Origin of the sequence: Streptomyces sp. NPDC096324, from assembly GCF_044763015.1 — a bacterium.
Classification (GTDB): domain Bacteria; phylum Actinomycetota; class Actinomycetes; order Streptomycetales; family Streptomycetaceae; genus Streptomyces.
On the sequence record NZ_JBIWFK010000020.1, the window covers coordinates 16,177 to 37,831 of the forward strand.

The 21,655-nt window shown below is 71.9% G+C and carries 16 protein-coding genes; 10 read left to right on the top strand and 6 right to left on the bottom strand.

Annotated elements, in window-relative coordinates:
* Positions 1-60: 60 nt before the first annotated feature.
* Together ACIQ7M_RS36685 and ACIQ7M_RS36690 are read right to left on the bottom strand one after the other, a co-directional pair.
* Positions 61-1,443, bottom strand: a complete 1,383-nt coding sequence (locus tag ACIQ7M_RS36685) for an aspartate aminotransferase family protein (RefSeq protein ID WP_355762611.1) — start codon at positions 1,441-1,443, stop codon at positions 61-63.
* Positions 1,428-1,943 carry an Lrp/AsnC family transcriptional regulator gene (locus tag ACIQ7M_RS36690; RefSeq protein WP_355762614.1) on the bottom strand — a complete coding sequence of 172 codons (516 nt, stop codon included), beginning with the start codon at positions 1,941-1,943 and terminating at the stop codon, positions 1,428-1,430. The genes ACIQ7M_RS36685 and ACIQ7M_RS36690 overlap by 16 nt, the downstream gene beginning before the upstream one ends.
* A 188-nt stretch (positions 1,944-2,131) precedes the next feature.
* Between ACIQ7M_RS36690 and ACIQ7M_RS36695 the strand changes: the two genes are divergently transcribed.
* The gene (locus tag ACIQ7M_RS36695) at positions 2,132-3,571 is read left to right on the top strand and encodes a gamma-aminobutyraldehyde dehydrogenase (protein WP_403652393.1); all 1,440 of its coding nucleotides are present in this window, start codon (positions 2,132-2,134) and stop codon (positions 3,569-3,571) included.
* A gap of 106 nt (positions 3,572-3,677) precedes the next feature.
* Here the strand turns inward: ACIQ7M_RS36695 and ACIQ7M_RS36700 are convergent, their stop codons facing one another.
* The gene (locus ACIQ7M_RS36700) at positions 3,678-4,310 is read right to left on the bottom strand and encodes a hypothetical protein (protein ID WP_403652396.1); all 633 of its coding nucleotides are present in this window, start codon (positions 4,308-4,310) and stop codon (positions 3,678-3,680) included.
* Positions 4,311-4,582: 272 nt separating this feature from the next.
* On the opposite strand from ACIQ7M_RS36700, the gene ACIQ7M_RS36705 reads away from it, so the two are divergent.
* The 3 genes from ACIQ7M_RS36705 (at position 4,583) to ACIQ7M_RS36715 (ending at position 7,950) form a co-directional block, all read left to right on the top strand.
* Positions 4,583-5,239: a response regulator transcription factor gene (locus tag ACIQ7M_RS36705; protein WP_355762623.1), complete on the top strand. Its 657-nt coding sequence runs from the start codon at positions 4,583-4,585 to the stop codon at positions 5,237-5,239.
* A gap of 191 nt (positions 5,240-5,430) precedes the next feature.
* Positions 5,431-6,708: a sensor histidine kinase gene (locus ACIQ7M_RS36710; protein WP_403652399.1), complete on the top strand. Its 1,278-nt coding sequence runs from the start codon at positions 5,431-5,433 to the stop codon at positions 6,706-6,708.
* 51 nt (positions 6,709-6,759) lie between these two features.
* Positions 6,760-7,950: a PotD/PotF family extracellular solute-binding protein gene (locus ACIQ7M_RS36715; RefSeq protein WP_403652402.1), complete on the top strand. Its 1,191-nt coding sequence runs from the start codon at positions 6,760-6,762 to the stop codon at positions 7,948-7,950.
* A 19-nt stretch (positions 7,951-7,969) separates the two neighbouring features.
* Here the strand turns inward: ACIQ7M_RS36715 and ACIQ7M_RS36720 are convergent, their stop codons facing one another.
* The 3 genes from ACIQ7M_RS36720 to ACIQ7M_RS36730 form a co-directional block, all read right to left on the bottom strand.
* A complete protein-coding gene (locus ACIQ7M_RS36720) occupies positions 7,970-11,305 on the bottom strand; it encodes an ATP-binding protein (protein WP_403652405.1) in 3,336 nt (1,111 codons plus the stop codon).
* 120 nt (positions 11,306-11,425) lie between these two features.
* Positions 11,426-14,389, bottom strand: a complete 2,964-nt coding sequence (locus ACIQ7M_RS36725) for an FG-GAP-like repeat-containing protein (protein WP_403652408.1) — start codon at positions 14,387-14,389, stop codon at positions 11,426-11,428.
* On the bottom strand, positions 14,389-16,962 hold the full coding sequence (locus ACIQ7M_RS36730) for a S8 family serine peptidase (RefSeq protein WP_403652411.1): 2,574 nt from the start codon (positions 16,960-16,962) through the stop codon (positions 14,389-14,391). The genes ACIQ7M_RS36725 and ACIQ7M_RS36730 overlap by 1 nt, the downstream gene beginning before the upstream one ends.
* Positions 16,963-17,365: 403 nt before the next feature.
* Between ACIQ7M_RS36730 and ACIQ7M_RS36735 the strand changes: the two genes are divergently transcribed.
* From ACIQ7M_RS36735 to ACIQ7M_RS36760, 6 genes are all read left to right on the top strand, one after another.
* On the top strand, positions 17,366-17,761 hold the full coding sequence (locus ACIQ7M_RS36735; RefSeq protein ID WP_386981819.1) for a sortase-dependent protein: 396 nt from the start codon (positions 17,366-17,368) through the stop codon (positions 17,759-17,761).
* The gene (locus ACIQ7M_RS36740) at positions 17,758-18,396 is read left to right on the top strand and encodes a class F sortase (RefSeq protein WP_403652414.1); all 639 of its coding nucleotides are present in this window, start codon (positions 17,758-17,760) and stop codon (positions 18,394-18,396) included. Before ACIQ7M_RS36735 ends, ACIQ7M_RS36740 begins: the two co-directional genes overlap by 4 nt.
* A 94-nt stretch (positions 18,397-18,490) precedes the next feature.
* The gene (locus tag ACIQ7M_RS36745; protein ID WP_355762701.1) at positions 18,491-18,982 is read left to right on the top strand and encodes an RNA polymerase sigma factor; all 492 of its coding nucleotides are present in this window, start codon (positions 18,491-18,493) and stop codon (positions 18,980-18,982) included.
* Positions 18,966-19,484, top strand: coding sequence for a hypothetical protein (locus ACIQ7M_RS36750; RefSeq protein ID WP_403652417.1), 519 nt, complete (start codon positions 18,966-18,968; stop codon positions 19,482-19,484). The genes ACIQ7M_RS36745 and ACIQ7M_RS36750 overlap by 17 nt, the downstream gene beginning before the upstream one ends.
* Positions 19,485-19,696: 212 nt before the next feature.
* Positions 19,697-21,061, top strand: a complete 1,365-nt coding sequence (locus tag ACIQ7M_RS36755) for an FAD-dependent oxidoreductase (RefSeq protein ID WP_355762650.1) — start codon at positions 19,697-19,699, stop codon at positions 21,059-21,061.
* A 63-nt stretch (positions 21,062-21,124) separates the two neighbouring features.
* Positions 21,125-21,652, top strand: coding sequence for a hypothetical protein (locus ACIQ7M_RS36760; protein WP_389848071.1), 528 nt, complete (start codon positions 21,125-21,127; stop codon positions 21,650-21,652).
* The last annotated feature ends 3 nt before the right edge of the window (positions 21,653-21,655 follow it).

Here is a 21,655-nt window from a genome sequence, read left to right on the forward strand (position 1 = left end):
CCGGTCCGCCGTGGGGACGCGGCGGGGCCGGGCTCGCGGCCGGGGATCAGCGGGGTGCGATCAGAGCTTGGTCCACGCCTCCGTCAGCACCTGGCGGACGATCCCCTCGATCTCGTCGAACGTCGACTGGTCGGAGATCAGCGGCGGCGAGAGCTGGATGACCGGGTCACCGCGGTCGTCGGCGCGGCAGTAGAGGCCGTACTCGAAGAGCTTCTTGGAGACGAAGCCGTAGAGCACGCGCTCCGACTCCTCGTCCGTGAAGGTCTCCTTGGTGGCCTTGTCCTTCACGAGCTCGATGCCGTAGAAGAAGCCGTTGCCGCGGACGTCGCCGACGATCGGCAGGTCGTGCAGCTTCTGCAGGGTCTTCAGGAAGTTCGCCTCGTTGTCCAGCACGTGCTGGTTGAGGCCCTCACGCTCGAACAGGTCGAGGTTGGCGAGGCCCACGGCCGCGGAGACCGGGTGGCCGCCGAAGGTGTAGCCGTGCAGGAAGGTGTTGTCGCCCTTGTAGAACGGCTCGGCGATACGGTCGGAGACGATGCACGCGCCGATCGGGGAGTAGCCCGAGGTCATGCCCTTGGCGCAGGTGATCATGTCCGGTACGTAGCCGAACTTGTCGCAGCCGAACATCGTGCCGAGGCGGCCGAAGGCGCAGATGACCTCGTCCGAGACCAGCAGCACGTCGTACTGGTCGCAGATCTCGCGCACGCGCTGGAAGTAGCCGGGCGGGGGCGGGAAGCAGCCGCCGGCGTTCTGCACCGGCTCCAGGAAGACCGCGGCGACGGTCTCCGGGCCCTCGAAGAGGATCTCCTGCTCGATCTGGTCGGCGGCCCAGCGGCCGTAGGCCTCGGGGTCGTCGCCGAAGAGCGGGGCGCGGTAGATGTTGGTGTTGGGGACCTTGTGGGCACCCGGGACCAGCGGCTCGAAGGGGGCCTTCAGGGCCGGCAGGCCGGTGATGGACAGGGCGCCCTGCGGCGTGCCGTGGTAGGCGACGGCACGCGAGATGACCTTGTACTTGGTCGGCTTGCCCTGCAGCTTGAAGTACTGCTTGGCGAGCTTCCACGCGGTCTCGACGGCCTCGCCGCCACCCGTCGTGAAGAACACCTTGTTCAGGTCGCCCGGCGCGTGGTGCGCGAGGCGCTCGGCCAGCTCGATGGCCTTGGGGTGGGCGTAGGACCAGATGGGGAAGAAGGCCAGCTCGGCGGCCTGCTTGGCGGCCACCTCGGCCAGCTCCCGGCGGCCGTGGCCGGCCTGGACCACGAACAGGCCCGCGAGACCGTCGAGGTAGCGCTTGCCCTTGTCGTCGTAGATGTAGGTGCCCTCACCACGGACGATGGTGGGAACGGGCGCGTTCTCGTACGAGGACATGCGGGTGAAGTGCATCCACAGGTGGTCGTACGCGGTCTTGCTGAGGTCCTTGGTGCTCACGGCTATCGGGTTCCCCACATGTAGGTCTGCTTCTTGAGCTTCAGGTAAACGAAACTCTCGGTGGAGCGCACCCCGGGCAGGGCCCGGATGCGTTTGTTGATGACGTCCAGCAGGTGGTCGTCGTCCTCGCAGACGATCTCGGCGAGGATGTCGAACGAGCCCGCGGTCATCACCACGTACTCGACTTCCGACATGGCAGCCAGCGCTTCCGCCACCGGGTCGAGGTCGCCCTCGACCGTGACGCCGACCATCGCCTGCCGACGGAATCCCACGGTGAGCGGGTCCGTGACGGCGACGATCTGCATGACGCCCTGGTCGAGCAGCTTCTGGACCCGCTGGCGCACGGCGGCTTCGGAGAGGCCCACGGCCTTGCCGATCGCGGCGTACGGGCGGCGTCCGTCCTGTTGGAGCTGCTCGATGATGGCGAGGGAGACGGTGTCCAACTGGGGACCGCCGTTCCTGGACTCGCGGGAGTCCCTGGGTTCCGCGCTTCGACTGGCCACGACCCCACTGTGCACGACGTATCGACAGTTCCGCAAGGTTCGGGCGATGAAATTCGTTGTTTGCGGGTACGTGTCTTGCGGATTTCGCAGCTCTGGGCCGTTCGGGGGTGTTGAAAACGCGGAGTCACGGATTAGGGTGGGGTCCAGGCATCTCAGGTAGTGGACACCTGGGCCGTTTGGACATCCGACAGGAGGGCCGGGCAGTGAGCACCGAGCTGCGTCGTCTGCGCAATTACATCGACGGAGAGTTCCGCGATGCCGCCGATGGACGGACCACGGAGGTGGTCAACCCCGCGACCGGCGAGGCGTACGCGACCGCGCCGCTCTCCGGCCAGGCGGACGTGGACGCCGCGATGGCGGCCGCCGCCGCGGCCTTCCCGGAGTGGCGGGACAAGACCCCCTCCGAGCGTCAGAAGGCCCTGCTGAAGATCGCGGACGCGTTCGAGGAGCGGGCCGAGGAACTGATCGCGGCCGAGGTGGAGAACACCGGCAAGCCGATCGGTCTGACCCGGTCCGAGGAAATCCCCCCGATGATCGACCAGATCCGCTTCTTCGCGGGTGCCGCCCGCATGCTCGAAGGCCGCTCGGCCGGCGAGTACATGGAGGGCATGACCTCGATCGTCCGTCGTGAGCCGGTGGGCGTCTGTGCCCAGGTCGCGCCGTGGAACTACCCGATGATGATGGCGGTGTGGAAGTTCGCCCCGGCTCTCGCGGCGGGCAACACGGTCGTCCTGAAGCCGTCGGACACCACCCCGGCCTCCACCGTCCTGATCGCCGACATCCTCGGCGGCATCCTGCCCAAGGGCGTCTTCAACGTCATCTGCGGCGACCGCGACACCGGCCGCGCGATGGTCGAGCACCCCACCCCGGCGATGGCGTCGATCACCGGCTCCGTCCGCGCGGGCATCTCGGTCGCCGAGTCGGCGTCCAAGGACGTCAAGCGCGTCCACCTGGAGCTGGGCGGCAAGGCCCCGGTCGTCGTCTTCGAGGACACCGACATCCCCAAGGCCGTCGAGGACATCTCGGTCGCGGGCTTCTTCAACGCCGGCCAGGACTGTACGGCCGCCACCCGCGTCCTCGTCCAGGACTCCATCCACGACGAGTTCGTCGCCGCGCTGGCCAAGGCCGCCGCCGAGACGAAGACCGGTCAGCCGGACGACGAGGACGTGCTCTACGGCCCGCTGAACAACCCCAACCAGCTCAAGCAGGTCGCCGGGTTCATCGAGCGGCTGCCCGCGCACGCCAAGGTCGAGGCGGGCGGTCAGCGGGTCGGCGACAAGGGCTACTTCTACGCCCCGACCGTCGTCTCCGGTCTGAAGCAGGACGACGAGATCATCCAGAACGAGGTCTTCGGCCCGGTCATCACCGTCCAGTCCTTCTCGGACGAGACCCAGGCGATCGAGTGGGCCAACGGCGTCGACTACGCGCTGGCCTCCTCGGTCTGGACGAAGGACCACGGCCGCGCGATGCGCCTGTCCAAGTCCCTCGACTTCGGCTGTGTGTGGATCAACACCCACATCCCGCTGGTCGCCGAGATGCCGCACGGCGGCTTCAAGAAGTCCGGCTACGGCAAGGACCTGTCGGGCTACGGCTTCGAGGACTACACGCGCATCAAGCACGTGATGACGTCGCTGGACGGCTGACGGCACACCGGGCGCGAACGTGGCCCCGGACGGGAGTCGATCCCGTCCGGGGCCACGCTCATCCCCCTGTTTCCCCCTTTTTCTCCCCGCTTTTTTGGGTGCAGGCTCAGGCGCTCTCGGTCACGCCGGAGAGCGACGGCTCGTCGGGCGCGCCCGGCTCACCCTTCTCCGTGTGGAAACCGGGCAGCTCGCCGGAGCCGCCCGCGGACCCCTTGCCGGGCTTGCCGGGCAAGGTCGTCGGGGGCAGCCCGGATCCGGTCGAGAAGGTGATGCCGGCCTGCCTCAGGATCGGCGCGCACGCCTTCTGCGCGGTCCGGTAGCTCTTCGAGGCCGGGTCGAACGCCTTGTCCGCCTTCATCCGCACGTCGAACCGGACGCGGCCCCGCTTGTCCTCCGAGGCGTGGAAGACCGGGAAGTACTTCTGGCCGTGGTCGCGCATGCAGGCCGCGAACGCGTCGTTGGCGGTGTTCACGTCGCCGGGAGCGTGCGAGGTCGGCCGGTACGCGATGACCGGCAGGGCTCCGCCCGCGGGCAGGCCGCCCCTGGGCGGTTCGCCGGTCCCGTCGTGCCGCGTGAGCCGGGGCGAGCCGGCGGTCCCCGTGGTCGTGGTGGTCACGGTGGTCCTGTCGGACGCCGAGGCGGCCGTGGCGGCCGAGGCGCTGACGGTCCCGAGCGTGGCGGCCGAGATCAAGGCGCAGGCCAGGGCGAGTCGTTGTGGCCGGGTGGCCAGTGCACGCATGGGCTTCCTCCATGGGGCGGGCGGCGGAGCCGCCGGTTCGGATGCGACGGCGCACGGTGACGCACCGGCGTCCGTCACGAGCCGTGCTTCGGCGGTCGTGACGGGATACGCGGTGCCGTGCTGGGCTCCAGCCAAGCCGGGGGGCGGTTACGGCACGGGAACGGTCGTCCTTATGGCGCCGCGACAGGGCCCGACACGGCTCCCGGGGGCGGAGGGGCCCCGTGCAGGAGCGCTTATCCCCGTGTAACCGCCCGCGCGTCACACTGACCGCCATGCGTGTGCTGGTGGTCGAGGACCATGAAGAGCTCGCCGAGACCGTGGCCGCCGGACTGCGCCGCGAGGGCATGGCGGTCGATCTCGCGCTGGACGGGCCCACGGCGCTGGAGCGCGCCACCGTCAACGGGTACGACGTCGTCGTGCTCGACCGTGATCTGCCCGGGGTCCACGGCGACCAGGTGTGCCGGACGCTGGCCGCGGGCGGCAGCCGCGCGAGGGTGCTGATGCTGACCGCGTCCGGCACCGTGGCCGACCGGGTCACGGGACTCGGCCTAGGCGCCGACGACTATCTCTCCAAGCCGTTCGCGTTCGCCGAACTCGTCGCACGGATACGGGCCTTGGCGCGCCGTGCGCAGCCCGCGCTGCCTCCTGTCCTGGTCCGCGGCGAACTGCGGCTCGACCCGGCGCGCCGACAGGCGACCCGGGGCGGTTCGGGCCTCGCCCTCAGCCCGAAGGAGTTCGCCGTGCTCGAACTCCTGCTGGCCGCGCAGGGTGCCGTGGTCTCCACCGAGCAACTCCTGGAGCGGGCCTGGGACGAGGCGGCCGACCCCTTCAGCCAGACCGTGAAGGTCACGGTGAGCCGGCTGCGCCGCAAACTGGGGGAGCCGCCGCTGATCGCGACGGTGGACCGGGCGGGATACCGCATCGCATGACCGACGCGTCCGCGAGCCCGAACCGGCCGTCCCCGCACGGCCCGCGGCCCGGGCCGGAGGGGTGGGCATCGGGTGGTGGTCGGTGGCGGAGTCTCGGGGGCCCTCGGCGGCCGGGGCTCGGCGGGGTTCGGTGGCGGCTGGCGCCGCGCAGCATCCGGTGGCGGCTGACCCTGCTCTACAGTGCCCTGTTCATGGCCGCGGGCGCGGCCCTGCTCGGCTTCACCTACCTCCTGGCGTCGCGGTCCGCGCCCTCCAAGGGCGTTGTCTCGTCCGTCGAAGCCGGGATGCCCGCGGGCCAGGGCCTCACCACCACCGTCCCCGATCCGCCGGCGCTCACGACGTACGCCGAAGCCCTGCGCGCCGATCAACTGCACCAACTGCTCGTCGAGGCGGGCGTCGCGCTCGCCGTGATGACCTTCGCCTCCGTGGCCCTGGGATGGATCATGGCCGGACGGGTCCTCGCCCCGCTGCGTACGATGACCGCCGCCGCCCGGCGGATCTCCGCGGACAACCTCCGTCAGCGGCTGGCCGTGCCGGGACCGGAGGACGAACTCAAGGCGATGGCGGACACCTTCGACGACGTACTGGGGCGGCTGGAGGGCGCGTTCGAGGCGCAGAAGCAGTTCGTCGCCAACGCGTCGCACGAACTGCGCACGCCTCTCACGCTCCAGCAGGCGATCGTGGACGTCGCGCTCGCCGACCCCGGCGCGTCGGTGGAGAGCCTGCGGGCCGCGTGCCTGCGCGTCCGGGCCGCCGGACAGGAACAGGAGCGCCTCATCGACGCCCTGTTGACCCTCGCCCGCAGCCAACGCGGGCTGCGGAGCGGGGAGTTCGTCGACCTCGCCGAGACGGTGCGGGACCTGCTGCCGGACGGCGGTTCCGAGCCGGGCGCGCCGGTCGTACGGGCCGACCTCGGCTCCGCGCCCGTGCTGGGCGACCCCCAGTTGATCGAGCGTCTGGTGGTCAACCTCGCGGACAACGCGGTACGGCACAACACCCGCGGGGACGGGGAGAGTTGGGTCCGTCTGTGGACCGGGACGGAGGCGGGGTTCCCGGTCCTGCGGATCGACAACACGGGCCCGGTGATCCCGCGCGACCAGGTGGCAGGACTCTTCCAGCCGTTCCGGCGGCTCGGCACGGAACGGACCCGCGCGCGGCCCCGGACGCGCCCGCACGGGCAGGGCCGCCCCCGCGAGGGACTGGGGCTCGGTCTGTCCATCGTCACGGCCGTCGCCACCGCCCATGGCGGCACGGTCGAGGCGTGGCCGCGCCCCCAGGGCGGCCTGTCGGTACGGGTCACTTTCCCGCCGTGCGTGCCGCCCGCGTCCTCCACGAGCCGGGATCCGGACACGGATCCGGACACGGATCCGGACAGGGAGCCGGGCCGGGGACGGCCGGCGGTCCCGCGCCCGGAGTTCTCGGGACGCCCGGAAACGGATCGACAGGGTGTCGGGTCGGCGGGCGACTGATCGACGCAGCGTCCATTGTCCGGAACGAGCCCGGGTCGGCATGCTTCGCGCGTGCCCGTGAATCGGAAGACCTCGACGCTGTCCCGCCGGTCCCTGCTGCGCGCCCTGGGCGGCGGTGCCGCGCTCGGAGCCCTCGCCGGATGCGGGGTACCGGCCGCGTACGTGGCACCTGGCGACCGGGCCGGAGCCGACCTCTCCGCCTCGGACAAGCGGCTGACCTGGGCAAACTGGCCGCTGTACATAGACACCGACGACGAGGACACGACCCGGCGGCCGTCACTGGAGGCCTTCGAGAAGCGCACCGGGATCTCCGTCGACTACGTCGAGGAGATCAACGACAACGACGAGTTCTTCGGCAAGATCAGCCCGTCCCTGATGAACCACCAGCGGACCGGGCGCGACCTCATCGTCATCAGCGACTGGATGTGCGCCCGCTTCGTCCGGCTCGGCTGGGTGCAGGAGATGGACCGGTCCCGGCAGCCGAACGTCACCAAGTACCTGGACCCGCTGCTGCGCTCGCCCGCCTTCGACCCCGGCCGCAAGTCCTCGGTGCCGTGGCAGTCGGGGATCACCGGCATCGCGTACAACCGCCGCAAGCTCGGCCGCGAGATCAGGCACGTGTCCGATCTGTGGGCCGACGACCTCAAGGGCCGGGTCACCCTGCTCTCCGGCCTGGACGAGGCGTTCGCGCTGCTCATGCAGGCCGACGGCGTCGACATCACGAAGTGGCGGGCCGACGACTTCCACCGGGTGTGCGACCGGGTCGAGAAGCAGGTGCACCGCGGGCAGATCCGCCGCTTCACCGGCAACGACTACATCAAGGACCTCGCGAGCGGGGACGTGCTCGCCTGCCAGGCCTACTCGGGCGACGTGATCCAGCTCCAGGCCGACAACCCCGACATCCGCTTCGTCGTCCCCGAGGAGGGCGCCGAACTGTGGGCCGAGTCGCTGATGATCCCCAACCTCGCCCGGCACAAGGGCAACGCGGAGAAGCTCGTCGACTACTACTACGAGCCGGCGGTGGCCGCCGAGCTGGCCGCCTGGGTCAACTACGTCTGTCCGGTCCCCGCCGCCCAGGACGTCCTCGCCTCCTCCAAGGACGAGGACACCGCGGCCCTCGCCGAGGACCCGCTGATCTTCCCGGACGCGACCATGCGCAAGCGCCTCGCGATCGCCCGCGACATCACCGCCGCCGAACGCACGGAGTTCGCCAAGCGCTGGAACGCGATAGCCGGCCTGTGAACCGGGGGCCGGGCCGGGGTCAGGGCTCGCGCAGCAGGGCCCGGGCCCGTGCCAGCCGGCGTGTCCCGGCCGGGTAGGGCAGCGCCCTGGCCAGCGACTCGGCCCGGGTCAGCTCCTTCGCGGCCTCCCGCGCCGGGGCGAGCCGCGACAGCGAGGCGCCGAGGACGATCCGTGCCTCCACCTCCCTGAGGCGTTCCCCGGTCCGTTCGGCCCGGGCCGCTTCGGCGCACGCGAGCCGCAGGGCGGCCTCGGCCCGCCCCGACAGGAGCTCCGCCCAGGCCACCAGCACCGGCGCGTCGTCGGTGTGACCGGCCAGGGCGCGCAGCGCCTGGTCCGGGTGGCCGGTGCGCAGGGCGAGTTCGGCGCGCGCCGTGCGCACCTCGTGCTCCGCCTGCCGGTCTCCGAGCTCGGTGGCGACTCCTTCCGCGCGGTCCAGGAGGGGCACCGCCTGCTCCGCCGCGCCCGCGCAGACCCGTACGCGGGCCAGGGTCGCGAGGGCGTACGGAAGGCACCAGCCGTCGTACGCCTCCGCGCCCGCGACCGCTTGCTCCGCGAGGGCGAGGGCCGGCCCGGGCTCTTCGAGCAGCAGCCGCAGTTCCGCGAGGTTCCCGCGCTCGAACGCGGCGGCCGTCGGATCGCCCGACCGTTCGGCGAGGCCGAGCGCGCGGGTTCCGATGGCGACGGCCTCCCGCAGTCTTCCCGCGCGCCGCGCGTTCTCGCGCAGCATCGACAGGACCGAGCCGAGCAGGGTCGGATCGCCGTAGGCCTCGGCCGGTGCCAGCGCCTGGTCGCCGGCCTCGCGCGCCTGGTCGAAGCGGCCGGCGAGCCCCAGGTTGGCGGCCTGCATCGCGAAGGCGCGGGCCACCAGCCGCTGGCCGGACGCTCCCGGCACGTTCCGCGCCGCGGTCAGGGCCTGCCCGGCGGCCTCGTGCCCGGCCGTGTACCGCCCCTGGACACAGCGGACCACGGACAGGGCGAGGAAGTGGGTGGCGGCCGGTTCCGCTCCGGTCTCCGCGGTCACCGGGTGCTCCCGCAGGGTGCGGCGTGCGGCCGCCGGTGCGCTCGTCCTGGCCAGGGTCTCGGCGAGCAGTGCCGCGGCGAGGACGGCATCGTCACGGTCCTCGCGCCGCTCGAACTCCGCCAGCGAGAGCCGCAGGGCGTCGGCGGCCTGCTCGAAGTGGCCCATCCTGCGCAGGACATGGGCGTGCGCGAGCCGGGCGCGGGCCGCGTCGACGTCCAGCCGGGCCACCAGGTCGCGGTAGTAGCGGTCGGCGGTGTCGTTCGCGTACAGGGCCGCGGCCCGCTCCGCCGCGCGGCGCAGGTACTCGGCCGCGCGGGGGTCGTCGGCGCGGGCGAAGTGGGAGGCCAGGGTGTCGACGGCGTCGGGACGGCGCCGTCTGACCGCCTGCGCGAACGCGGCGTGCAATTGCCGGCGACGGACCCCCGCGAGCTGTTCGTAGCAGGTGAGCCGGACCAGCGGATGTCGGAAGGCCACCCCTTCCTCGGACCGCCCGGCCACCACGACGGGCCGTTCCTCGACGAGCGAGGCGGCGATGGCCTGTTCCAGGGCGTCGGCCGCCGCGGCCCCGGCCACCGGGGGGTGCAGCCCGTGTTCGGCGACGTCGAGCAGTTCGGACAGCGCGGTGTCGCCGCCCGCCACGGCGAGCGCCTCGACGACGCGGCGCGCGTCCGCGTCGAGCCGTACGAGCCGGTCGGCCACCAGCCCCCGTACACCTTCGGGAGCGAGACCCCCGTCGTCCTCGCCGGCCAGGCCATGGGCGAGTTCGAGGGCGAACAGCGGGTTGCCGAGGGAGAGTTCCCACACCCGGTGGACCCGGTCCTCCCGCGAGAGGTCCGCGGCCGCGTCGCGGACGACGGCCAGGCACGCCTCCTTGCCGAGCCGGCTCAGCTCCTCGCGCACGCCGTGACGCCGGCGCAGGAGGGACGCCACGGCCGATCGGCGCGCGTCGCCGTCGGGCAGCTCCTCCTCGCGGTAGGTCGCCAGGAACCGCAGGGCCGTGTCCCGCTCCGCGGCCCGGCGGGCCAGATGGCCGAGCAGGCGGTACGAGCCCGTGTCCGCGGCGTGCAGATCGTCGAGGACGACCAGCACCGGACGGGCCGCGGCGAGGTCGCCGAGGAGCGCCGTGATGCCCCGGAACAGCCGGTCCCGTTCCTCCTCCGGACTGCGCTCACCGGAGGTTCCCACCTGTCCCAGCGACGGGAGGAACGAGGCCAGTTCGGGGTACTCGGAGCCGACCCGGGCCCGCTCGGCGGCGCTGTGCTCGGCGAGCCAGCCCTCCAGCGCCTCCGCGAACACCCCGTACGGCGTGTGCCCCTCGGCGTCCTGGCCGCCGCCCCACAGCACGGCCGTGCCGTCCGCGGCGGCGCGCCGGGCGACCTCGCTCACCAGTCGGGTCTTGCCGATGCCCGCCTCGCCGCTGAGCAGGGTGACGGGTGGCCCGACCGCCGCGAGGAGCCGTTCGAGCACGGCGTCCCGGCCCCGCAGCGGCGGCTCGGTGCGGGTGGTCCGCAGCAGGGCGGGGAGCGGCGGGGCGGTGGGGACGGGGGCGGGTGCCGCGGCCAGGGCGGCCCGGTGCAGCCGTTCCGTTTCCGGTCCGGGCCGTACGCCCAGTTCCGCCGAGAGGACCTCGTGGCACGCGTGGTACTGGCGTACGGCCTGGCGGCGCAGCCCCTGGCGCAGCAGGGCGTCGATGAGCACGCGGTGGGCCAGTTCCTCGGCCGGGCTGAGGGCGAGGACCTGTTCGGCCACGGCCGCCGCTTCGGCGGCGGCGCCCCGGTCCAGGTGCTCCTCGGCGAGCCGGAGAAGCACCTGCTCCCGCAGGAGGGCGAGTTGCCCGCGCCGTTCCTCGGCCCAGCTCGCGTAGCGGTCCTCCGGCAGGATCTCACCGGTGAACCGGCCCAGCGCGTCGGTCAGTTCGTCCACTCCGCCGTCGGCGAGGGCGGCCCTCGCGGCTGCCTCGGCGTCGTCGGCGTCGATCCACACCGCGGCCGGGTCGAGGTGGAGCAGCGCGCCGTCGGAGATCAGGTACGAGGAGGCGGCGCGCTTGGCGAGTTCGGGTTCGAGGGCGTGGCGGGCGGCGTGCAGGGCGACGCGGAGGCTGCCCGCGGCGGCCTGCGCGTCGGCGTCGGGCCAGCAGACGTCCATGGCCTGACCGCGGTGGAGCCGGTGGCCGGGGACGACGGCGAGCAGTTTCACTAGAGCGCGCGCGCCGGGCCGGGGCCAGCGTTCGGCGAGTTCGGGGCCGCTGTCACGGGTCGCCCGGAACCCGCCGAAAAGGTGCAGACGCAACAGCGGAGCCTCGGGTTCCGTCCCGTTCGTCTGGCGTGCGTTCATCAGGGCGACAGAGTAACCGAGCATGCCGAGACCCCCCGGGCGTGGCCCGGGGGGTTCGTCGCGGAGAGCCGGCCGGCTCCCTCTACCAGCCGGTTCCCCGCGGTCTGTGCCGTACGGGGCTCAGGAGAGCTTGTACGTGGTGACCTGGTGGATGCCGTTGTCGGTCAGCAGGTAGCCGCCGCCGAACTCGCCGGCGGCACGGTCGCGGCCGGTGTCGTCGCTGTTGAGCGACAGCACCTCGTCGACCCCGTCGCCGTCGAGGTCGCCCGCGAAGTAGTTCCGGGCGCCGTTGAGCGCGGGGATGCCGCCGACGGACGGGGCCCAGGTGTCCTCGGACTCGAACATGCTCGGGTCCCAGAGGTCCAGACCGGCCTCGCTGCCGGCGACGAGGAGTTCGCGCCCGCCCGGGCCCGTCATGAAGCCACCGCCGTACGACTGCGGCAAGACGAACTGCGTCGTGTCGTCGCCGTCCGCCCGGTACCGGCGGAACGACGCCGTGCCCCCCTCGTACAGCGCCCCGTCCTTGGCGAAGTAGCTGTTGTGCGTCCACATGCCGCCCGAGATGCCCGAGTGCAGCACCTCGCCGGTGCGGCCGTCGCGGATCTCGAAGTAGTTCTGCGGGCTGAGCGTGCCGGAGTCGAACTTGATGGGCGCGTTCACCGCCCACAGGTAGACCACCGCGTGCCCGTCGGCGTACGGGATCTCCTTGGAGGCGAAGACACCCTCATTCGGGATCGCGGTGCGGACGCCGCCGACCGCGGTGTCCGGCGCCTTCGGCGCGACCGACCAGCGGACCTTGCCGGTCTTGGCGTTGAGCGCGACCGCGTTCGTCACCGGCGTGGTCAGCTGCCACGCGTCGAGGCCGGCGTACGAGGCGTACACCTGGCCGTCGTTGACGGACGTGTCGGCGAAGCGCACCTCGCCCGCGTCCTTGGGCGCGCTGTACGCCCAGATGGCGTGGCCGTCGCCGTAGTAGGCGCGCAGCGCGTCCGTCGGGACGAGGAGGTCCAGCTCGCCGTCGCCGTTCAGGTCGGCGAGCTGCGTCGAGCGGACGTACTGGCCTTCGGGGGCGTCGATCGTGGCGATCGTCCTGCCGGTCTTCCCGTTGAGGACGACCGTCGCGGTGTCGGCCGCGACGACGATCTCGGTCTTGCCGTCGCCGTTGACGTCACCGGTCTCGATGTCGTGGACGGCGCCGGGCATGGTGGCCTGCCACAGCTTCTCCGGCTTGCCGCCGCCGACGAGCGACGGACCCGAGTAGGCCCATACTCCGTTCGACGAACCGCCCATGATCAGGTCGTTCTTGCCGTCCTTGTCCAGGTCGGCGCCCTTGGCGTAGGCGATGTCGCCCTGGAGCGGCGTGACATCCTCCGCCTTGCCGTTGCCCAGCTTGAACGTACGGATGTTCTGCCCCTGGTCGACCACGCGCACGTGCGTGCCCTGGGCGTCGCTGTAGACGTCCTGGTACATCGGCGCGGCGGCGACACCCTTGCTCTGCCACTTGACGGTGCCCTTGCCGGAGAACACGGTCAGGGACGCGTAGCGCGAGCCGCCGCGGTTGTCCGGGGCGTTGACCTCGCGGTCGTCCTGGGCGGAGGTGACCAGCGTGCCGTCGGCCACCCCCAGGCCCCAGACGCTGGGTCCGTCGTGGCTGTTGGCCGCGTCCCGCTTGGTCGTGCTCGACCAGAGCGGCTTGCCCGCGTCGGAGCCGTCGAGCACCCGGATCGTGCTGGCGTTGACGTACAGGTTCTCGTCGAACGAGGACTCCGCGACCGCGTACTCGTCGCCGGCCTTGGCGCCGAGGTCGCCGACGGTCAGCGCGGTGGGCACCACGTTGACGCGGCTGTCCAGGGTGGCGCGGTCACCGGTCTTCAGGTCGTACGAGGCGACCTCGTAGCGCACCCCGTTCGTGGCGTCCGTCTGCTCGATCGTGACGAGCCGCTTGCGGCCGGCGTCCAGGCGGAGCTGGCGGCTGTACAGCATGGTGTCGGTCTGCCAGGCGACGGAGCCGTCGGCGGTGTCGAGCACGAGGGTGCGGCCGCGCGCGTCGACGCCGTCGGCCTGGCCCAGGTTCCAGGAGACGGCGACCTTGCCCTTGCCGAGGTCCTGGATGTCGCCCCAGTTCCCGTACCGGGCTTCCTTGGTGTCGTACGTCCACGTCTGCGCCGGGGTCAGTTTGCCGTCCGCGGACGAGAAGCGGATGCCCGTGAGGGTGAGGGTCGCGTCGGCCGGGACCTTCGCGTCGCTGCTCAACCGGGGCGCGTCGGCGACCAGCAGGGTGCCGTCGACGATCTTGACCATGGAGGCACGGTTGTAGAGCTTCGACCAGACGGTGGCGCCGGTCTTTCCGTCCAGGACGGTCACGAACGTGCCGGTGCTGAGCGACGAGCCCGGCGAGGAGAACGGCCGCGGGTACGGGTTCGCGCCGACCAGCGCCGAGAACACCAGGTCCGGTACGCCGTCGCCGGTCAGGTCGCCGGCCGAGTAGCCGGAGTCCGAGTGGGCCGAGAACGGCGAGACCGCGTTGTAGCCCATGAGGATCTGCGCCGGGTAGGGCTCGACCCGCCACACCTGGAGCGGCTTTACCTGCCAGTCCGTGAAGAACGAGCTGCTGGTGCGGGCCCACGTCTGGCTTCCGTCGGCGGCGTGGCGCTGCACGTAGCCCATGCTGTTGACGGAGAAGTAGTCGCCGTTCTTGCCGATCGGCACCGTGGCGCCCATGCCGCGCACGCCTTCCAGCGTGGACTTCGCGGTCATGGTGACCTTGGTGGTCGCGCCGACGTCCGTGGACGTGTCGTCCAGCTTCGAGCCGGAGCCGGAGCCGGAGCCGGAGCCGGAGTCCGTGCCCGGGTCGGTCGCGGCCGAGCCGTCGTCCGTCTTCGTACCGGTGGTGTCCTGGGCCTCGACGTACGGGTCGAGGGTCACGTTGGCGGCCAGCGTCTTCGCCTCGGCGCTGGTCAGCTTGATCGGCGAACCGCTGTCGCCGTCGTCGGCCAGGGCCTGCGGGGCGGCGGTCAGGCACAGGCCCGCCGCGACCAGGGCGGAGGCGAGCCGCAGGGCCCGCCGCGAGTGGTGGGCGCTCATCACTTGGCTCCCTGAGTGAAGCGGATCGCGGTGGCGTCGGCGATCACGGACTGGTTGTACGCGTACTGGAGGGCGTCGGTGCCGGCCTGGTTCGCGATGCCGACGGTGGCCCCCGCGCCCTTGTCGGGGACCGACTGGTACTGGAGGGTCACGGCGCCCGTGGCCTCGTCGAAGACGGCCTCGAAGGTGGAGCGGCCCGAAGTGCCGTTCGCGTAGGCGGCGTTGTTCCAGACGATGGCGAACCTGCGGTTGCCCGCGGTGCCGGTCGTGGCGGTCTGCACCGACGACTTCTTGTCGAGGGTCAGGTCGTCCCACAGCGGGGCGATGAAGCCCTTGACGCCGTTCACGCCGGTCGTCGGCAGCGCGGTGTTGCTGTAGTCGCCGACGCGGGAGGACAGGAAGTTGACCAGACCGTCGGTGGTGACCGAGGCGGAGGTGTACGAGACGCCGTACAGCTTCACCGGGAAGGGCAGCGCGACCGGGGCGGAGTCCTCGTCACCGGACAGCGCGACCTTCTTCGAACCCGGGATCCACGCGTAGGTGGCCGGGGCGCAGGAGTTGCCCGACTTGTCGGTGCGGTTGGGGACCTGGACGTTCTTGGTCAGGTCGGCGGTGCCGACGGCGGCGGCGCCGGTGTAGACACCGTTGCACAGGACCGGGACGGCCGGCTTCACGGCCAGGCTGTAGGAGCCCTCGGCGACCTTCGCGAAGGAGTAGGCGCCCTTGGCGTTCGTGGTGACGGCGTCCAGCGGAGCGCCGTTCAGCTCGACCGTGGCACCCGCCAGCGCCTTGCCGGTGACGTCCAGGACGGTGCCGGAGACCTTGTGCGAGGGCACCGGGTCCAGCGCGACGTCCTGGGTGTAGGCCTGGCTGTCGGCGAAGGTGACGCCGGTGACCGAGCCGTCGGCGTAGCCGTAGCCGGAGAACGCGAAGGAGTACGTGCCGGCGGGCAGCGGCAGACGGTACGAACCGTCGGCGCCGGTGGTGACCGTCCGTGTGGAGCCGGCGGTGTCGACCGCCTTCACCGTGATGCCCGGCAGGACCGCGCCGGTCGCCTTGTCGGTGAGCCTGCCGGTGACGGTGGCCGCCGTGTGCGGGGCCTTGTCCACGGAGGCGAGGATGTCGAGCTTGCCCTCGCCCCACACGTTGTTCATGCCGGCGGTGCCGCCGCAGTGCGTGTCGTCGATGTCACGGGCACCCTCGTTCAGCAGCGCACGCGTCGCGTCGATGTCGCCGATCAGCGACGGGGCCGCCGACCAGAGCAGCGCCACGGCACCCGCGACGTGCGGGGTCGCCATCGACGTGCCCGAGATGGTGTTGTAGGACGAACCCGGCCAGGTGGAGGGGATGTTGACGCCCGGAGCCGAGATGTTCGGCTTCATCGACCCGTCGACCAGCGAGGGGCCGAAGCCGGAGAACGACGCGATCTTGCCGGTGGAGTCGTAGGCGCCGACGCCGTAGGACGGGGCCTGCGATCCGGGCGCGTGGGCCGTGGAGCAGGTCTTGCCGTCACCGTCGTTGCCCGCGGCGAACGCCTCGAAGATGCCCGCGGAGTTCCAGGCCTCGACGATGTCCTGGTAGAACGTCGTGTCGCCGCCGCCCCAGGAGTTGTTGACGATGTTCGGGGCGAGGTCGGGGCGCGGGTTCTGCCCGTTGTGGTCGGTCGGCGCGAGGATCCACTGGCCGGCCGCGAGCAGCGACTCGTCCGAGCAGGAGGAGGACTCGCAGCCCTTGGCGGCGATCCACTTCGCGTTCGGCGCGACACCGACGCCGTGCTTGCCGACCATCGTGCCCATCGTGTGGGTGCCGTGGCCGTTGTTGTCGCACGGGGCGGCGCTCGTGCCGCACTCGCCGGTGGGGTCGTACCAGTTGTAGTCGTGCGTGAAGGTGCCGTCACCGTTGTTGCCGCGGTACTGCGCGACCAGGTCCGGGTGGTCGTACTGCACGCCCGAGTCGACGTTGGCGATGACGATGCCCTCGCCGCGGTCGTCGTACTGGTTCCACACGTCGTCGGCGTTGATGTCGGCGACGCCCCACTCCGGGGTGTCGTCCCCGGCGGCGGAGGAGTCCGTACCCTTCGAGGCGGTGCGGGACTTGGTGACCTTGCCGTCCGCCGTCTCGATGTCGTCGAGCTTGTAGTGCTGCTCCTTGACGATCTTCGCGACGTCCGGACGCGCGGCCAGCGCGTTCACCAGCTCCTGGTCACCGGTGACCTGGACCGCGTTCGCGATCCAGTAGTCCTTGTGACCGACCTTCTCCTTGTCCAGGAACGACGTGAGCGAGGTCTGGGTGGCCTCGGCCTTCGCGCGCAGCGCCTTGAACGCGGCCTTGGCCTTCGCCGCGTGCGACTTCTGCTTGCGGGCGCCGGACAGATCCGCCTGGTCCTTCAGGACGACGAAGAAGGTCGCCTCGCCGCCCTTGGCCACGGCGGTGGAGAGCGCGGAGTCGACCTTGGCGGACGGGGTGCCGTCGGCGGCGAGGGCCGGTACGGGCGCGGTCAGCAGGGCGGTCGCGGTGAAGGCGGCCGCCACCCAGACGGCGCCTCTGCGCCGGGGCGGTTGGGGCAGGTGCATCGGGGGTGCTCCTCCAGGACGGGATGGGGGGAGCCCGGACGCTAGGCAGACGCCGTTACTCGGGCATTACAGGGTTCGGCCCCGGCCGTACAACTGCCCCTGTTCCAGGGCGAACCAGACCTCGTACTTCTGTCGTCGCGACAACACCGAGCGCCCTGAACGAAGTTGGGGCCGGACGGGAGCGGGTCGCCCCGGCCGACGGTGAGGTTGGGCGGGAGCGGGTCGCTCCGGCCGCGCGGCGCCGGTACGGGAGCGGGTCGTCCCGGTCGCGGCCGAATCCCCTTTCCCGCGGCGCCTTTGCCCGTTCTTTACAACCCCGTCCGCCGCCCGCTCGTCTCTCCGCTCGATCCGTAACCGGCCCGCCGTTCCCACCGGCGGGCGGACCGACGAAAGAGAGCGATCCATGCGCCGAACCGTCTTCAGTGCCACGGCACTCGCGTGCACCGCCGTGCTGGTGGGCACGGTGCCCGCGTTCGCCGACGGGGCCTCCCCGCGCCCCTCGACCCGGCCGAGCGTCACCGCGGCCCCGGCCTCCGCGAGTCCCACCACCGCCCCCGCCCCCGCGAGCCCCACCGCGACGCGGGCGCCGTCCGCCGTCCCCAGCGCCGCGCCGACGCGGGCGCCGTCCTCGCGGCAGGTATCCGTCCGGCCGAACGGAGCGCCCGACACCGGCGTGGCACCGGCGGCGACCTCGTCCTCCGGCCCGGCGGCCGGGCTCGTCGGCGGGAGCGCCGCCGCCGTGTTCGCCCTGGGCGCTGGCGTGTTCGCCGTACGCCGTCGGCGGGCGACCGGGGAATGAAGTCCCTCTCCAGGCGTGCGTTCGTCGCCACGGCGGCGGCCGCGCTGCTCGTGGGGTGCGGCGGCCACCCGGCCACTTCGTCCGCGCACCCGCGGCCCGGCGGCACACCCGCGACCGCACGGCCCGGCGGCGGCTCCACGGCCTCGCGGCCCGCCGTGAAGCCGGCGCGCGCGATGGCGCGTTCGGTGCCGGTCGGGCTGCGGATACCGGCCATCGGGGTCGACACCCCGCTGACGCGGCTCGGACTGGCCCCGGACGGCGGCGTGCAGGTGCCGCCGGTCACGGCACACGACCGGGCCGGCTGGTACCGGTACTCGCCGACGCCGGGTCAGAAGGGTCCGTCGGTGATCCTCGGTCACGTGACGGTCGGCCCGTACGGCGACGGCGTCTTCCGTCACCTCGCGCGCCTGCGTCACGGCGACCGGATCGTCGTGCGCCTGGAGAACGGCGGAGCGGCCGGGTTCACCGTCGACGACGTCCGTACCGTCGCCAAGGCCGACTTCCCCTCGGACGCGGTCTACGGCGACGTGGACCGCCCGGAGCTGCGGCTCATCACCTGCGGAGGTCCCCGCTCCGGGAGCGGCTACCGCGACAACGTGATCGTGTTCGCGGCGCTGACGTCCGCGAGCCACTGACCCCCGGCCGGCTGTCCGGGATCCTGGGCCGCGGGACCGTACCCCCGCGGCCCGGGATCGTCCGCTCCCGCCACCGTCACGACCATGGAGAATGTTGAAAGGGTCCCGTGAGAAGGCGGCGTCCGAGCTGTTCGCCGCCCTCTACCCGCGCCTCGCCGGCTGGTGCCGCCGTCTCGTCGACGACGACGGGACGGCCCATGAGATCGCCTCGGAGGCGTTCACCCGGCTCTGGTCCCGCTGGACCTCCGTGGCCGAGCCGCGGGGATTCCTGTACGTCACGGCGGCCAACCTCGTCCGGGACCACTGGCGCAAGCTGGAGCGCGAACGCAGGGCCGTGCACCGGGCCACCGCCGAGGTCGCCGTCGGCCCGCCGAACGAGCAGACCGATCCCTCCGTACGCCTGCTCGTGCAGTCGCTGCCCGAACGGCTGCGCGTCCCGATCCTGCTGCACTACTACGCTGACATGCCGATCCGGGAGGTGGCCGCGCTGACCGGGCGCAAGGAAGGAACGATCAAGGCCGATCTCCACGCGGCCCGCGAGATGCTCCGCGCCCACCTGAGGAGAAGTCTTGATCACACACTCTGACGACGGTCCGGACTTCGGCCCCGACGACCCGCTCGCCGTCATCATGCGGCCCCCGTCCGAGTACCTCTCGCCACCGGCCGGCCGTTACGAGGCGATCCGCCGGGGCGCGGCCCGTCGCCGGCTGCTGCGCGCCGTGGCAGGGGCCGCCGTGGCGTGCGCCCTCGGCGCTCTCGTCGTGCTGCCGCTCCGGTCGGCCGCGCCGGAGGCGCCCGTGTCCCCGGTGGTCCCGCTGGCCCCGCCGCCCGCGAGCAGCCCCACGGCCGAGCCCACTCCGTCGGTCTCGCCCGGGCCGGTCAGCCCCCGACCCGGCGGGAGCGGCCCTTCGCGCCGGACGCCGGCACCCAGTACCGTGCCCACGGCCCGGACGACCGCCGTCCCCACGCTCACCCGCACCCCGTCGGCGACGCAGGCGTCCGCGCGGGCGTCCGCGCCCGCGACCGCCCGGCCGTCCGCCGCCCGGACCGGGGCCGTTCCCACCCCGTCCAGGGAGGACCAGCGGTGACGGTCCAGGGGGCCGGCGCAACCGTCCCGGGGGCCGGCGGTGGCTGTCCAAGGGGGCCGACGGCAGGGGTGATCGCCGCCCATAAAGCGGTCCTTTGAGTAGCCATAAGTCAGTCTTATGAGGTCATAGCCCGGACCCGCCTACTGACTTAGGTTTGCCTCAGTTTAGGCTTCCCGTCGAGTCCCCTGCCCCTGCTCGAAGGGAATCTGATCATGCCTCGCCCTCTGCGGGTAGCCATTGTCGGAGCCGGCCCCGCCGGAATCTACGCCGCCGACGCGCTGCTGAAATCCGCAGTGGCCGTCGAGCCCGGTGTCTCCATCGACCTGTTCGAGCGGATGCCGGCCCCGTTCGGTCTCATCCGTTACGGCGTCGCCCCCGATCACCCCCGGATCAAGGGCATCATCACCGCCCTGCACCAGGTGCTCGACAAGCCCCAGATCCGCCTCTTCGGCAACGTCGACTACCCGCGCGACATCAACCTCGACGATTTGCGCGCCTTCTACGACGCGGTGATCTTCTCCACCGGCGCCACGGCCGACCGTGCCCTCGACATCCCCGGTGTCGACCTCGACGGCTCGTACGGCGCGGCGGACTTCGTCTCCTGGTATGACGGTCACCCGGACGTCCCGCGCACCTGGCCGCTGGAGGCCGAGAAGGTCGCCGTCCTCGGCGTCGGCAACGTCGCGCTGGACGTAGCCCGCGTCCTGGCCAAGACCGCGGACGAACTGCTGCCCACCGAGATCCCGCCGAACGTGTACGAGGGGCTCAAGGCCAACAAGGCCCTCGAGGTCCACGTCTTCGGCCGCCGCGGCCCGGCGCAGGCGAAGTTCAGCCCGATGGAGCTGCGCGAGCTGGACCACTCGCCGAACATCGAGGTCGTCGTCGACCCCGAGGACATCGACTACGACGAGGGCTCGATCGCCACCCGGCGCGGCAACAAGCAGGCCGACATGGTCGCCAAGACCCTGGAGAACTGGGCGATCCGCGACACCGGCGACCGGCCGCACAAGCTGTTCCTGCACTTCTTCGAGTCGCCGACCGAGATCCTCGGCGAGAACGGCGAGGTCGTCGGCCTGCGCACCGAGCGCACCGCCCTCGACGGCACCGGGAACGTCAAGGGCACCGGCGAGTTCAAGGACTGGGACGTCAGCGCGGTCTACCGCGCGGTGGGCTACCTCTCCGACAGCCTGCCCAAGCTGCCCTGGGACGTCGAGTCGGGCACGGTGCCGGACGCGGCCGGCCGGGTGCTGGAGGACTCGGGCGAGCACCTGGGTTCCACGTACGTCACCGGCTGGATCCGGCGCGGCCCCATCGGTCTGATCGGTCACACCAAGGGCGACGCCAACGAGACGGTCGCGAGCCTGCTCGACGACCACGCGAACGGCCGTCTGCTCACGCCCACTTCGCCCGAGCCGGCGGCCGTCGACGCCTTCCTCGGCGAGCGGGACGTCCGTTTCACCACGTGGGAGGGCTGGTACAAGCTCGACGCCGCCGAGAAGGCGCTGGGCGAGCCGCAGGGCCGCGAGCGCGTGAAGCTCGTCGAGCGCGAGGACATGCTGCGGGAGAGCGGCGCCTGAGCCACCGGTGCCCCGGACGGGGGCGGTTTTGAACACGTTCAAGTCGGGGCGTACGCTCCCGGTATGAGCGACAGAGCCGCCCTGCTCCGGGGCATCCGTGTGTGGCTTGCCTTCTTCGTCGTCAGCCTGGTGCTCAGTGGCGCCACGGCCTTCCCGCTGGTGCACGAACTGCACTGGACCGAGGACCTGCTCCGGGCCCTGTCCGTGCCGGAACACCTGCCCGTCCTGATGGACTGGATCGAACGCGTGAGCCGCGGCCTCGACACCGCCGACGCCGAATACCCCTTCCTGCTCTACGGAACGGACTGGCTGGCGTTCGCGCATCTCGTCATCGCGGTCGCGTTCTACGGTCCGTACCGCGATCCGGTCCGCAACATCTGGGTCGTCGAGTTCGGGATGATCGCCTGCGCCGGCATCGTCCCGCTGGCCCTGATCTGCGGACCGATCCGCGGAATTCCCTTCTGGTGGACAGTGATCGACATGTCCTTCGGGATCTTCGGGGTGATCCCGCTGTACGCCGTACGGAAGAAGATCAAGCGCCTGGAAGCGCTCGGTGCCGGACCGGTTCCCGTGCCGGCGCCCGCCGGCTGACCG

What these genes read in the sequence shown, in the direction of transcription:
- ACIQ7M_RS36700 (WP_403652396.1), bottom strand. Translation starts at nt 4,310, where the DNA reads ATGCGTGCACTGGCCACCCGGCCACAACGACTCGCCCTGGCCTGCGCC.
- ACIQ7M_RS36705 (WP_355762623.1), top strand. Translation starts at nt 4,583, where the DNA reads ATGCGTGTGCTGGTGGTCGAGGACCATGAAGAGCTCGCCGAGACCGTG.
- ACIQ7M_RS36710 (WP_403652399.1), top strand. Translation starts at nt 5,431, where the DNA reads ATGGCCGCGGGCGCGGCCCTGCTCGGCTTCACCTACCTCCTGGCGTCG.
- ACIQ7M_RS36720 (WP_403652405.1), bottom strand. Translation starts at nt 11,305, where the DNA reads ATGAACGCACGCCAGACGAACGGGACGGAACCCGAGGCTCCGCTGTTG.
- ACIQ7M_RS36725 (WP_403652408.1), bottom strand. Translation starts at nt 14,389, where the DNA reads ATGAGCGCCCACCACTCGCGGCGGGCCCTGCGGCTCGCCTCCGCCCTG.
- ACIQ7M_RS36730 (WP_403652411.1), bottom strand. Translation starts at nt 16,962, where the DNA reads ATGCACCTGCCCCAACCGCCCCGGCGCAGAGGCGCCGTCTGGGTGGCG.
- ACIQ7M_RS36735 (WP_386981819.1), top strand. Translation starts at nt 17,366, where the DNA reads ATGCGCCGAACCGTCTTCAGTGCCACGGCACTCGCGTGCACCGCCGTG.
- ACIQ7M_RS36740 (WP_403652414.1), top strand. Translation starts at nt 17,758, where the DNA reads ATGAAGTCCCTCTCCAGGCGTGCGTTCGTCGCCACGGCGGCGGCCGCG.
- ACIQ7M_RS36755 (WP_355762650.1), top strand. Translation starts at nt 19,697, where the DNA reads ATGCCTCGCCCTCTGCGGGTAGCCATTGTCGGAGCCGGCCCCGCCGGA.
- ACIQ7M_RS36760 (WP_389848071.1), top strand. Translation starts at nt 21,125, where the DNA reads ATGAGCGACAGAGCCGCCCTGCTCCGGGGCATCCGTGTGTGGCTTGCC.